The following is a 12,777-nucleotide window of genomic DNA, read 5'->3' as shown; positions in this document are numbered from 1 at the left end:
TGCGAACGCACTATGGATTACGTGGAAATTTATCGAAGTCTGGATGACGCTTTTCATTAAAAGCGTTACGGCCTTCTTGGCCTTCCTCTGTCATGTAGAATAGCATTGTAGCATTCCCTGCAAGTTCTTGCAGGCCAGCTTGCCCATCACAATCTGCATTTAACGCCGCTTTTAGGCAGCGCAGAGCCATTGGGCTATGTTGTAAAACCTCACGACACCAACGTACAGTTTCTTGTTCAATCGTATCCAAAGGTACGACGGTATTGACTAACCCCATAGCTAACGCTTCTTGCGCATCATAGAAACGACACAGAAACCAAATCTCACGAGCTTTCTTTTGGCCGACAATACGTGCCATGTAAGATGCGCCCCAACCACCGTCAAACGACCCAACTTTAGGCCCCGTTTGGCCAAATTGCGCATTATCTGCCGCAATGGTTAAATCACACATCATATGCAGCACATGGCCACCACCCACAGCCCAGCCCGAAACTTGAGCAATAACAGGCTTTGGACAAGTCCGAATTTGGCGTTGAAAATCCAACACATTCAAATGATGGGTGCCGTCGTCATCTTGATAACCGCCATAATCGCCCCGGATACTCTGATCACCACCGGAACAAAAGGCTTTCTCGCCAATTCCTGTTAAAATAATCACGCCTATACGCTCGTCGTAACGCGCCGCTGCGAGAGCATGAATCATTTCTTTTACAGTTTTAGGGCGAAACGCGTTATGAACTTGCGGACGCGCAATCGTAATCTTAGCAATACCATCAACCGATTTATGAAAATAAATGTCTTCATACCCTTCACTACAATCTTTCCATTCTACGGGTGCGTAAAGTACCTCTTCTGAAATACCGACCGTTTTAGCCATAGTTAATCCCCAATAATTATCATGAACAACTCACGGTTGTGGTTGTAACCCATTCTTCAACAAGCGCAGCAAAAGCCTGTGGCTGCTCTTTGTGTACGTTATGTCCGGCATTCGCCAATACACTGGTAGGCAGCGCATATTCACTAGCAAGACTCTGAAATTTTGTGTCTTTTTCGCCACACACATAGTGAATAGGTAGCGGCGATCGTTGTAATACTGGCAACATATCAGCTTGCGTCGCTAGCGACGTCGCAGTCAGCATTTTCGCAATCGCCGAGCCTACGTTATTCCGGCGCGCCGTAATCACGCTGTTTCTTTGCTCGGTATTCAACGTGCCAAACACTGGCTGTTGATACCAAGCCTCAAGAACCGTTTCGATAGGTTCACAGGCAAAACGCTGTGCCCACAGGCTATCTTGCTGCCAGCGAGCCACTCGCGCTGGTTCGTTATTCAATCCAACATTACCGCCTTCAAGCAGTACGGCTTGGATATTTATCCGCTCGCTGGCATCACTGTTTACCACAGCCATGGCGATGCGCGCGCCCAGCGAGTATCCAACAATAATCACCGGCTGCCGCGCTCCCAACTGCGCTTGAATAGTAGTAACGACTTGCTCAGCACACATTGGTAAGCTGTCACATTCCAGAGCTTGACTGCCACCGTGTCCAGGTAAATCAATGACAAAATGAGCAAAACTCGACAGGCAGTACAAGGTTTCAGACCAATCGTCACCGCTGCCTAACAAACCATGTAACCATACAATGACAGGTTGGTTAGTGGTCACTTGGCTAAATAATGCACGGCTATAAAGCATGTACTTGCTCCACCAGTTGCTGCACATGCTGTGAGGCCTCGTGTGGTGGCGTGATCACTTCGATCAAGAGCGCTCCGGTACCTTCACGCCAATGCTGCTCAATCACGCGCTGATACTCTTGTAGTGAATGCGGATTTGCATAACTGAGTCCAAATTGCGCCGCAGCGTGACAAAAGTTGAATCCATGTGGCATACGATACAAAGCGTCACGTTGGTTGATTTGCACCGGTAGTAAATCAAAAATCGCGCCGCCATCATTATTCGTGACGACCACAATCATGGGGTCGGATACGTCATGTAATAGTGCAAGAGAATTGAGATCGTGTAACAACGCCGTATCTCCAATTATCACCAATAACCCATCATGTAGCCCTTTTTGCACACCAGCCGCTGTCGCAATTAAACCATCAATTCCCGAGGCACCGCGATTGCTATACACAGGCACATCCGTCAGAGTGCTTAACATATCGATCATTCGGATCATTAAGCTATTGCCTAAAAAGAGTGGATGCTGCTCAGCCATGTCACTAAGTGTCAGCGCCACCGCGACTTCGGATAAATGGTCTTGATTAAGGTGCAGAGCGGCAAGCTGCGCGCATGCATCGGCAAAATAAATGAGGTCATCAGCCCAGCCTTGATGTGTAAGCTTACGTTGCTCGTACTCATTCTCGTGAGAGCTAAGATAAGGCGCTGTCCACACTTGCGGCGACATGACCCAACGCTGCTGCGGCAAATGGCTTGCGTTATGCTGAGCCGCATCTTGCGTTATCACTTCATAATGCGCGCCATATCCTTGTACTTGCTGAGTAATCCACTGATTAAGCCGTTTAGACACTAAGCGTCCGCCAAACTGTACAATATGCTCACAGCGAGAAAGCTGCTCGGCGGCCGTTGGATTTTGCAACCACAAATCGTAATGAGACCAAGGGCTCGTCACCCCTGCTTGCGGATCGCACAAATAAGGCCACCCCATTTGCTCGGCAAAGGCAACGGCCGTTTGCGCCTGACGAAAGGCCACCGCCCCAATAATCACCACCCCTTTCCCCTGCATCGTCATCGCAGGTGCATCAATATGGCTTAACATGGAGCGTTGCGAGTAAAGTTGTGAACCGGCTTGCCAGGTTTTTATTGGCTGACAATACGGCGCATAGTTCGATTCAGGTTGCACAGAATACAAAGGTTCAGGGTACGGGCAGTTGATATGTAAACTGCCCCCATGCTGACGCTGCTGATGCATCGCTTCATCGGTGCGACTTAATAGCCAAGCCAGTGGAATTTGGGTGGTAGGCGAAGGTAAATTGACGCTATGTGTTACATGGCTAGAAAAGATGCCCGCTTGCTCAATCGCTTGATTGGCCCCGCAGCCCACCAGCTCTATCGGCCTATCCGATGACAAGACAATCAACGACTCGCCTGTTAATTTCGATTCCACAATGGCCGGTAAAAGGTTCGCCACAGCCGTGCCCGAGGTCACAATCACCACAACGGGTTGTTGCGTGACTTTAGCGAGTCCTAACGCCATAAATCCCAAGCCCCGCTCATCAAAATGCGTGTGCAATTGCAATGCACTATGCTCTGCCGCTTCTAAAATCAACGGTGTGGAACGAGAGCCTGGAGCGGCGCATACATGCTCAATTCCCCAGCGTGATAATTCTTCTAATAAAGTCCGGCTCCAAATACGGTTGAGTAACGCTTGATCGTGTTTCATAAACAAGCTTCCTCTTGCTGCATGTCCGTGACTAAGCTTTTTAACGTTGCCATTTTTCTATCTAACTCTTGCCACTCTTGCTCAGCATCCGAGCCAGGGACAATACCGGCTCCGGCAAATAAACGTACTTCGTTATCCATCACCAAGGCGCTACGAATGGCAACACAAAACTCAGAGTTTTCCCGGCTCACATACCCCAGCGAACCGGCATACCAACCGCGCACAAACGGTTCATGCTTGAGAATAAATTCATAGGCCGCTTGGCGAGGCAATCCAGACACCGCGGCTGTGGGTTGTAAAGCCGTCAATAACTCACCGCCATCAACTTGCTGACCCAACGTGGCGGTAATCTTACGGCGCAAATGCTGCACTTGACGCAGTTTGACCAAGCTCACGTGTGGCTCTACTTCTAGGAATGTACACATTCCCTGTAAACGTCCGACGATATCATCAACAACATACTGATTTTCATGAACGTTTTTATTATCGCTCATCAGCCAATTAGCGTTTTGTTGATCGCTCTTTAATGTAGCGCCACGTTCAATTGTCCCCGCTAACGCTTCCGTAAATACCCTATGACTCTGGCGCTGATATAAGCGCTCCGGGGTTGACCCGACAAAGGCCTCATGAGGGCTAAGCGCCAACATGAAATGAAAACTGTCTTTATTATGACGGCGGCTTTCTTTTAGCAAACGCGCAGCACGTAGGTGGTGAGAGAGCAGCAAACGCGTTTCCCTCGCCAAGACCACTTTTTTAAAGCACTGTTTTTCAATACCATTCAGCACTTGGCCTACTAACTGTGACCATTGTCGATGACTCGGAGAGTGAGACTCTGTCATAATGGCAAGCGCCGTTTCTTGCGGCGCGCCGTCTACAGGCACTAATTGCTGTAACGTCTCTATCACGGCTGAGCGATGATGATTGATATTGGCAGCTATATACCAAGTATGCCGACGCCGAATCACCTCAATCTTAGGTAAGAAAAAATATTCCGGTAAACACTGTGGGTTTTTAGACGTACGACCGTCAAAAGAACGACCGCCCCATACACGTTGGTTAGCACCTAAAACCTGATTTATTTCGCTCGATTGACCTGACGTAAACGAGGATAATGCGCCCAGTGCCATAACTTCTTCATTACCTGAACGTGGTTGCCAATAAAATTTCGGATAAACGTTTTGTCTATCAAACCAATCAAGTGTGAATAAAGAGGTCGATAAATTCAGTGGCAACTCAACACGTACAGTGTCTAAAGAAGCGCAATGAATGAGTTCGGTCAACTGGGTAACAATCTGTTGGAAGTAAGTCAAAGTGACCTCGGCAATACAGGGCTGCGGGACTGGCTTTCACTGTATTGAGAGCCCCTAATGAAATCAAGGCTGTAGTACGGCTTTCCTGCGTTTCATTGAGGTAGCTCAATTTTGCTCTTAAAATACGTAGATAGATTCCGCTCAATAAGCCAATAAATTCCAGTTTTTTATTCTAAATAAATAGCAATTGGTGTACTTTAATAAAGCAAAGCAACTAAAAACAGGAACCAAATAATGCAAAATATCGGGATGTCGTCAAAACTCGATAATGTCTGCTACGACATTAGGGGACCAGTACTCAAACATGCTAAGAGAATGGAAGAAGAAGGGAATAAAATACTGAAGCTTAATATCGGTAATCCCGCCCCATTTGGTTTTGATGCCCCGGATGAAATCCTAGTGGATGTGATCCGTAACCTACCAACATCGCAAGGTTATGCGGATTCCAAAGGGATTTATTCCGCGCGTAAAGCCGTGGTGCAATATTATCAGAAGAAAGGCATCCGTAGCTTGGATGTCGAGGATGTTTACATCGGTAACGGAGTCTCTGAACTGATTGTGATGGCAATGCAGGCGCTGTTAAATAACGGCGATGAAATGCTAGTCCCAGCTCCTGATTACCCATTATGGACAGCAGCAACATCCCTCTCCGGAGGCAACGCTGTGCACTATATCTGTGATGAACAAGCCGATTGGCAGCCTGATCTTGACGATATTAAAAAGAAAATTACCAAAAGAACACGCGGTATAGTCCTTATTAACCCAAACAACCCAACGGGTGCTGTGTATTCGCGTGACTTTTTGCTCGAAGTGATTGAACTGGCGCGTAAAAATAATCTCATTATTTTCGCCGATGAAATCTATGACAAAGTGCTTTATGACGGTGCGACTCATACCTCGATTGCGACACTGACAGAAGATGTGCTTGTCGTGACGTTTAACGGCTTATCAAAAGCCTATCGCGTATGTGGTTTTCGTGGTGGCTGGATGTTTTTAACTGGCCCTAAACACCTCGCACAAGGTTATATTGCCGGTTTGGATATTTTGTCCTCAATGCGCCTGTGTGCCAATGTGCCGATGCAGCATGCGATTCAAACCGCGCTCGGTGGGTATCAAAGCCTCAACGAATTGCTGCTGCCTGGTGGCCGCTTACTGGAACAGCGTGACCGCGCCTTTGAACTCTTAAACCAAATTCCGGGAGTATCGTGTGTTAAGCCTAAAGGCGCCATGTACTTATTCCCGAAACTGGACAAGAAAAAGTTTAATTTAAAAGACGACCAAAAACTGGTGCAAGATTTCTTAGTACAAGAAAAAGTGCTACTTGTGCAAGGAACAGGCTTTAACTGGCCAGAGCCCGATCACGTGCGTATTGTCACATTGCCTCATGTTGAGACGTTGGAAATCGCTATTGGTCGTTTCGAGCGCTTCTTAAGTACCTATCGTCAATAAACTTTGCGAAAAATCACTAACTTAGTTTGGTGAATCCGGCTCTCTTTTGTACACTGGTTTTCCTTTAAGATGAAAAAGGATTATTCAGTTATGAAAGAGAGCCATTTTTTTGCTCACCTTGATCGCATGAAGCTTATTCAGCGCTGGCCGCTAATGCGATCAGTTTCTAAAGAGAATGTGTCTGAACACAGCTTACAAGTCGCCTTTGTCGCCCATGCCCTTGCGGTGATTAAGAACAAAAAATTTGATGGCCAACTGAACCCTGAGCGCATCGCTCTAAAAGCGATGTATCATGATAGCAGCGAAGTCCTGACGGGCGATTTGCCCACGCCGATTAAGTACTCCAACCCCGATATCGCTAAAGAATATAAAAAAATAGAAGCGGCCGCCGAGCACCGTTTACTAAGCATGTTGCCTGAAGAGTTACAAGACGACTTTGCGCCTTTCCTGCTTAGCGAGCATGCCGATCCCATTGATGAAGCGATGGTCAAGCAAGCCGATTGCCTTTGTGCTTACTTAAAATGCTTAGAAGAGCTTAGCGCCGGCAACCAAGAATTCGCTCGTGCGAAAAAACGTTTAGAAGTGACCTTAGAGGAACGTCATAGCCCAGAGATGGCTTACTTTTTACAGACGTTCGCGCCCAGTTTTGAACTGAGCCTCGATGAAATCAGCTAAACTTAGTCCATGTATTAATGCCACACACCGGAGGTGACATGTCCTTTGTCATTAGCGACCAATGGAATGAGCGTAAAGACGACGAACATAAAATTCGTCGCCACGATCATCGCAGCCCATTTCAACGTGACCGCGCACGCGTTCTGCACTCGGCAGCATTTCGACGCTTACAGTCAAAAACACAAGTGCATGGTAGCAGCACCAATGATTTTCATCGCACACGCTTAACCCATTCCTTAGAAGTGGCACAAATTGGCACCGGAATCGTCGCGCAAATCAAAAATAAGCAGCCAAACCTGCGAGCGTTAATGCCATCAGACAGCCTGATTGATTCTTTGTGTTTAGCCCACGACATTGGCCACCCACCCTATGGGCATGGCGGTGAAATTGCCCTAAATTACATGATGCGTGAACACGGCGGCTTTGAAGGCAATGCGCAAACCTTTCGGATTGTCACTAGTTTAGAGCCGTACACTGAACATCACGGTATGAATTTATCGCGCCGCACCCTGCTGGGATTATTAAAGTACCCAGCACTACTCAGCCATACCCATGCTGCGAAACAGCCAGAGCCTGTTCTGCATCAACGTCAGCTTAAAGCTCGTGACTGGCTACCGGCGAAAGGCATTTATGATTGTGATGCCAACCTGCTAAATTGGGTACTGGCACCATTATCCGATAACGACCGACAGTTACTCAATACACTGCGAGAGCCCGATGTCAGTGCTTATGAGCATCAAAAAACCCGCTTTAAATCATTAGATTGTTCGATTATGGAACTGGCGGATGATATCGCCTATGGCGTACACGATTTAGAAGATGCCATCGTGATGGGGCTGGTGACGCAAAGCCAATGGGAGGCGCATGCCAAGCCTAAGCTTATCGCACAAAAAGGTTGGTTTGCCGAGCAAGCGCAACTGACAGATATGCTGTTTTCGGATAAACATTACATTCGCAAAGATGCGATTGGCGGTATTGTTAATGCGCTGCTTACCAGCATTCGCGTGGAAAAAGTCGCCGCCTCTTTTGATAATGATTTACTCGCCTACAATGCCTACCTTGAGCCGAACATGGCACATGCCTTAGATATTTTGAAAGGGTTTGTCAGCAACTACGTCATTCAAGTGCCGCAAGTACAGCGCTTTGAATACAAAGGCCAGCAAATCATCATGGATTTATTTGAAGCAATCAGTGCTGATCCCGAGCGTTTACTCCCCACAACCACCAGCGCGAAATGGTGCCATGCGGAAGCCTCTCGCGGAGATGGGATGCGTATCCTATGTGATTATATTGCCGCTATGACCGATGGGTACGCACAAAAAATTCATCATGAGATGTTTGGTTGATATACCAAACCACATCAAAAAAATAAGGGTAAATATTGAAGGTTTGATCGTTTGTTATATCCGTGGTTGAAGTCTACGACTCACTTGGATCCGGTAAAACGGGTGGTGTGCTGTCCATATAAGTTAAGAAATTTTTCCATAGCTCGTACGTTCTCTGTTTAGTTAACGTCGTTTTGCAGGTTATCGCCATAATTCCACGGATAGTACCATCACGCCATTGCGTATATACCGAATCACAGTGAGATAACATATATGCCTGCCAATCCTCTTGAGCAAGCTTAATCGCGGCTACCAATTCTGGATCATGCGAGTTGTGCTCAATGCTAGTCTTGAGATATTTGTCTAATGTCGCTTGTGCTGATTCTAATTCAATAGCACCACATTGATTTATCTCGAGCGTGGTCATCGCGTTATTACAATCAATGGATTCTTCTTTGGCAACAACACCAAACGAAAGGCTCGCTAATAAGAGGATTAGATACTTATTCATTGCTTTACCCCAAAGTACATAACGCTTTCCTCAGCGGTGAGTTTACGAGTTCTCTGCCGCAACTTGTTTTACGCTTTCTTCGCAGATGCTATTGATCTTGTAATTAAAATACATTGGAGAAAATAAAAATGTCCAAAGTCCATGAAACCATTCTCTATTGTCTTTATTAATCTCGTAAGCCGTGTTCAGCCGATTGCGAGCCATAAATCCCCATACAATGAACATTATCCCCGATATGCGATCTGAAATATCACTTAGGATCGCGACAGGATGACCTTCATCGACCGCAAGGTATGCAAAGAATAAAATCAACGAAATGTAAGACATCGCCAGTATTGCGTTTACAAAACCTTCTGATATTTTATTATTCTCACCAGACAAATCATTAATCTTAATCGTTTGCTTTTTGGTATAATGGGCAAAGTAGACACCGTAGGTGACTATTCCAAGCCCAACAAGCCGCCATGTGCTTTGATCCTTAAAAGATGTTATCGAATCGAATTCTTTCACGTTATATATCCTATAGGGTAGAACAGTGCCTTTTCAGCAGACACTGTTCTTATAATATTGACAAGAAATACAGAAAGTATAAGGTGAGATACTGTAGTAAAATAGTTTTTTAATTATAAATCGCAAAAACCCACTGTCTAGCATCATACAAGTGTGTATATTATAAATGTTTGTTATTCACTACTCCTTTCATGCCGATAGTTACTCAAAAGTACTCGACATAATATGCTCACTACTTGCCGATTTTTTTGCTACTTCCTCTGTTTTTCACTTCAATAAAAGTCCTTAATCGTCAAGGTCACAATTTTTCGTTGTACGCGAGGAAAAAAAAGATCGATATTCGCTCCCGATCATAACTATTTCCCTGTTTAAAAACGAGTTTAGAGATAAGCACACTGGCTTAACTCTAGAGATCGTTTGACGTTATTTTGAGGCTAAGTCGTTGAACAATTCCGATGTTATTACCGCATCACCTCGGATCGCTATCCCAGTGACCGCATTAACTTTATTTGCCATTGCATCAGGCTATTTAATGAGCCTAATCCCACTGATTTTGCCTACTTATGGTTTGAATGAACACATCGCCAATTGGTTAGCCAGTGCGTTTTTTATCGGTAACTTTGTTGGAACTCTCTACACACAAAAGAGCGTCAGACTTTATGGATATCGTAATGCATTTATCGCGTGCCTCATGACATTAATGGTCGCCACGTTAGCTTTGCTTTTCTTTACCCATGAATGGGCGTGGATGGTACTGCGCTTTGTTGCTGGTATCGCTGTCGCGGGCATTTTTGTGATTGTCGAATCGTGGTTATTACACGGTAATGAATCCGGCCGTGCTAAACGTCTTGGTGTCTATATGGTCGCGCTTTACCTCGGCACAACCGTTGGCCAATTAGGCATCTCTACCATCGGTATCAACGGTTATGGCCCTTTTGTATTCATCACCATCGTACTTTCAATGGCAGCCATGACATTAGTAAGAGCAAAAGATATACAACCCGACGCGAGCGAAAGCGCCACAATGTCATTTAAGCAGATTTCACGTTTGAGCCATGCGGCTTTACTTGGTGGTGTGGTGTCTGGATTAACCACCGCTGCGATTTATGGCTTAATGCCATTAGAATTGATGAAACGCGGGCTCAATCACCAAGAAGCCGGCAGCTTAATGGCCGTTGTGATTTTAGGCGCCATGGTTGTGCAAGTATTGATTCCCAAGCTCACTAAATATTTAGGCCGCAACCTATTAATGGCACTACTGTGTTTCATTGGGGCGGCAGCGGCAGTCATCACAATCTTAGACGACGGCGTAGTAACGCTCGCGATATGCTTATTTTTCATCGGTGCTGCCTCCTTTGCCTTATACCCGATTGCTATCAACCACGCATGCTTAAACTTAAATGCGAATTACATCGTGTCTGCCACCCAGGCAATGCTATTTTGTTATAGCATTGGGTCTATTATCGGCCCTTTGGCAGCCGATTGGTTTATGCAAGGTCATCAAGGGGTGATGGCGTATCTGTTTATCACTTTACTGGCAACTTGCTTGTACATGCTGGTTGCTAGCGCAAAGACCAAGCATCAATGGGTTGCTGGAAAGTAACAACTGAATAATGCAACACGCACATCTCCAGCCGTATGATTGATATCATGCGGCTTTTTCTTTTCTCAGAGCCAAACTTGCCAAGTTATAAATACGGCTTGTGATCTATCGCTCTAATCAAGCCTTTGGTAATCCGATAAATATTAAAGATAAACAGAGCGAAAAACAGCAACATGCCAATGCCAACGACCCATAACAACAAGGACACAATGGTCAGTACGAGTGAAATCCAAAAGGTACGGATCACGTTGTCAAAGTGCGAATAGTAAATAGTTTGCCTTGCATCCCCGCGTTTTACATACGCCCAAATCACACCGATTAAGGTAAAAAAACCACCACTAAACAGCCCAATCGCTAACAAAATATAAGAGATGATCGCGTGTATTCTTGTGCTATCGGGTTGGTGTGACGAGTAAGAAAAATCGTTATTCATAAGTAGCCCTGACGTTAAACTATTATTTTTATTAATGATGTAAACATAAATATATATGCTTTAATGATGAACCTACCCTTTATATCAAAGACCTCACCAATTTACACCAAGCAAAATTAATATAGGGCATGCTCAGTATATAACGCTACTCGGAAACCTAGTTCACAACGTTTTTGTGGTTTTTTTGCATTCGCGCCCATGGTAAGTTCCTGTGGGTCATCGATGGTCAAACACCTAGGAACCAGTTAAATGAAAAAGTCAGATAAGAAAATGGACAATGCCTTACGTGTAGCGTTAACGGAGGTATGTGAACACGCCAAGGAGAGCCACACGGGGTTTGAGTGGTTAACCCATCAGGTGAATTACGCCGATTTTCCGCGCTCATTAACCATTACTTGCGTCTTTGATACTCATCATCATATGGAACAGGCCGACAAAGCATCTATCATCACGTCGCTCAAACAAGCTTTACAGCCTTTAAATGTCTCGCTCAACAACACAGACAAACAGATACGCTTTGATTCTGAAGAAAGCTGCACGTTAGAACATCAAGGACGCTGGAATAAACGCTTGTCGTAGCCAGCCATTTGACGGCTTGACCAAAATCTCTACTGCGTTCTCCCCTGATAATGGTAAAATCCTCGCACCAAAATGACTGAGGAACCCTATGTATATCCATCATGTTAACGGCATCGACTGGCTGGTGATTACCGCGTTTGAAGAACTCAAACCACTGTTTATTGAAGACGCCGGTGCGATCCCTGCTTGTTTTTCTGCTACTAGCGAATTAAGCCTGATTGATCAAGCTAAGCGCGCTTATGGGTACTTACCGACGCTCAGCGGCGTCATCACCGATACTGGCACCTTTAAAAGCCAAGATAATGAGGAAGATTTAGAGCCACAACTTGCCTGCATCGTTGAGGGGCGTGGTCGGGTGTTTATCTATTACGGCGGCTTTGTGGCGTTTGTCGATGACGAGCAAACCTTTATTACCCGCATGGACTGAACATTACTCGGCAGTGGCAACCTACGAAATAGCCTCACTTGCAAAAAGGGATGAAGAGGCAAAAACGTTTTACAATTTGCCTCTTTGATAAAGCGAATCTAGGCACAACCGTTTTAGGGCTGTTGTATTCAAAAGGTTCTGCAAAAATTACCTTACAGTTTGTTATGTAGCGATGCTCGCAAGGACACAAACCAAGAATGCAGGCACCCCAGCTATAAGCAGTTTGATACAAAAGGCTGTATTTTCTGATAACCGCTCGTCATCGATTTCGTCCGCAACACTACGGTCAACCATTGAATCTGTAACCCTACCAGCTTTGTCGTTAGGCTGCCCCATACCACCCATAGGTGGATACATGAAAAATAAGGCTGTGGTTCCCCATAAAAGTACAACGATTAAAAATGCGTAGTCCGAAACAAACTTAAGTCCAAAGAAGCCTGTAGACCTCTCAAGAGCAACAACTATTACGGCTGCTATTACATTCGCAATCACTACAAATCGAACTAAACCAAGCATTTATACTCCATTTCTTATCTAGCTACATAACGCTACGGTC

General features: G+C 45.4%; 14 protein-coding genes. 6 read left to right on the top strand and 8 right to left on the bottom strand.

Going from position 1 to position 12,777, the window contains the following annotated elements; all coding sequences use genetic code 11:
• Positions 1–10: 10 nt before the first annotated feature.
• Genes menB through OCU30_RS04690 form a run of 4 tightly spaced genes read right to left on the bottom strand, consistent with a single transcriptional unit; the run spans position 11 to position 4,709 of the window.
• Positions 11–877 (bottom strand): 1,4-dihydroxy-2-naphthoyl-CoA synthase, encoded by an 867-nt coding sequence (gene menB, locus OCU30_RS04705; RefSeq protein WP_077313539.1) that lies wholly within the window; start codon positions 875–877, stop codon positions 11–13.
• A gap of 19 nt (positions 878–896) precedes the next feature.
• Positions 897–1,691, bottom strand: coding sequence for a 2-succinyl-6-hydroxy-2,4-cyclohexadiene-1-carboxylate synthase (gene menH / locus OCU30_RS04700; protein WP_077313541.1), 795 nt, complete (start codon positions 1,689–1,691; stop codon positions 897–899).
• Positions 1,681–3,399, bottom strand: coding sequence for a 2-succinyl-5-enolpyruvyl-6-hydroxy-3-cyclohexene-1-carboxylic-acid synthase (menD, locus tag OCU30_RS04695; protein WP_077313543.1), 1,719 nt, complete (start codon positions 3,397–3,399; stop codon positions 1,681–1,683). Before menD ends, menH begins: the two co-directional genes overlap by 11 nt.
• A complete protein-coding gene (locus tag OCU30_RS04690; protein WP_077313545.1) occupies positions 3,396–4,709 on the bottom strand; it encodes an isochorismate synthase in 1,314 nt (437 codons plus the stop codon). The genes menD and OCU30_RS04690 overlap by 4 nt, the downstream gene beginning before the upstream one ends.
• A gap of 234 nt (positions 4,710–4,943) precedes the next feature.
• On the opposite strand from OCU30_RS04690, the gene OCU30_RS04685 reads away from it, so the two are divergent.
• The 3 genes from OCU30_RS04685 (at position 4,944) to OCU30_RS04675 (ending at position 8,179) form a co-directional block, all read left to right on the top strand.
• A complete protein-coding gene (locus tag OCU30_RS04685) occupies positions 4,944–6,158 on the top strand; it encodes a pyridoxal phosphate-dependent aminotransferase (RefSeq protein ID WP_077313547.1) in 1,215 nt (404 codons plus the stop codon).
• A 90-nt stretch (positions 6,159–6,248) separates the two neighbouring features.
• Positions 6,249–6,833, top strand: a complete 585-nt coding sequence (gene yfbR, locus OCU30_RS04680) for a 5'-deoxynucleotidase (protein WP_077313549.1) — start codon at positions 6,249–6,251, stop codon at positions 6,831–6,833.
• Between the two features lie 38 nt (positions 6,834–6,871).
• Entirely contained in the window at positions 6,872–8,179 is a 1,308-nt protein-coding gene (locus tag OCU30_RS04675) for an anti-phage deoxyguanosine triphosphatase (protein ID WP_077313551.1), read from the top strand.
• Between the two features lie 73 nt (positions 8,180–8,252).
• Here the strand turns inward: OCU30_RS04675 and OCU30_RS04670 are convergent, their stop codons facing one another.
• Positions 8,253–8,669, bottom strand: coding sequence for a lysozyme inhibitor LprI family protein (locus OCU30_RS04670; RefSeq protein WP_077313553.1), 417 nt, complete (start codon positions 8,667–8,669; stop codon positions 8,253–8,255).
• 42 nt (positions 8,670–8,711) lie between these two features.
• Positions 8,712–9,179 carry a DUF4234 domain-containing protein gene (locus tag OCU30_RS04665; protein ID WP_159439111.1) on the bottom strand — a complete coding sequence of 156 codons (468 nt, stop codon included), beginning with the start codon at positions 9,177–9,179 and terminating at the stop codon, positions 8,712–8,714.
• 442 nt (positions 9,180–9,621) lie between these two features.
• Here OCU30_RS04665 and OCU30_RS04660 point away from each other — a divergent pair, with 442 nt between their 5' ends.
• On the top strand, positions 9,622–10,782 hold the full coding sequence (locus OCU30_RS04660) for an MFS transporter (protein WP_077313557.1): 1,161 nt from the start codon (positions 9,622–9,624) through the stop codon (positions 10,780–10,782).
• Between the two features lie 85 nt (positions 10,783–10,867).
• Here the strand turns inward: OCU30_RS04660 and OCU30_RS04655 are convergent, their stop codons facing one another.
• Entirely contained in the window at positions 10,868–11,215 is a 348-nt protein-coding gene (locus OCU30_RS04655; RefSeq protein WP_077313559.1) for a DUF4870 family protein, read from the bottom strand.
• A 249-nt stretch (positions 11,216–11,464) separates the two neighbouring features.
• On the opposite strand from OCU30_RS04655, the gene OCU30_RS04650 reads away from it, so the two are divergent.
• Together OCU30_RS04650 and OCU30_RS04645 are read left to right on the top strand one after the other, a co-directional pair.
• Entirely contained in the window at positions 11,465–11,794 is a 330-nt protein-coding gene (locus OCU30_RS04650) for a hypothetical protein (protein WP_077313561.1), read from the top strand.
• Positions 11,795–11,882: 88 nt separating this feature from the next.
• Positions 11,883–12,221: a cytosolic protein gene (locus tag OCU30_RS04645; protein ID WP_077313563.1), complete on the top strand. Its 339-nt coding sequence runs from the start codon at positions 11,883–11,885 to the stop codon at positions 12,219–12,221.
• Positions 12,222–12,383: 162 nt separating this feature from the next.
• On the opposite strand, the gene OCU30_RS04640 is transcribed toward OCU30_RS04645, so the two are convergent.
• Positions 12,384–12,737, bottom strand: coding sequence for a hypothetical protein (locus OCU30_RS04640; RefSeq protein ID WP_077313565.1), 354 nt, complete (start codon positions 12,735–12,737; stop codon positions 12,384–12,386).
• Between the last annotated feature and the right edge of the window lie 40 nt (positions 12,738–12,777).

The organism is Vibrio palustris, from assembly GCF_024346995.1.
GTDB classification, from domain to species: domain Bacteria; phylum Pseudomonadota; class Gammaproteobacteria; order Enterobacterales; family Vibrionaceae; genus Vibrio; species Vibrio palustris.
Note: the sequence above shows the minus strand (reverse complement) of the source record. Positions and strands in the feature narration are given on the sequence as shown.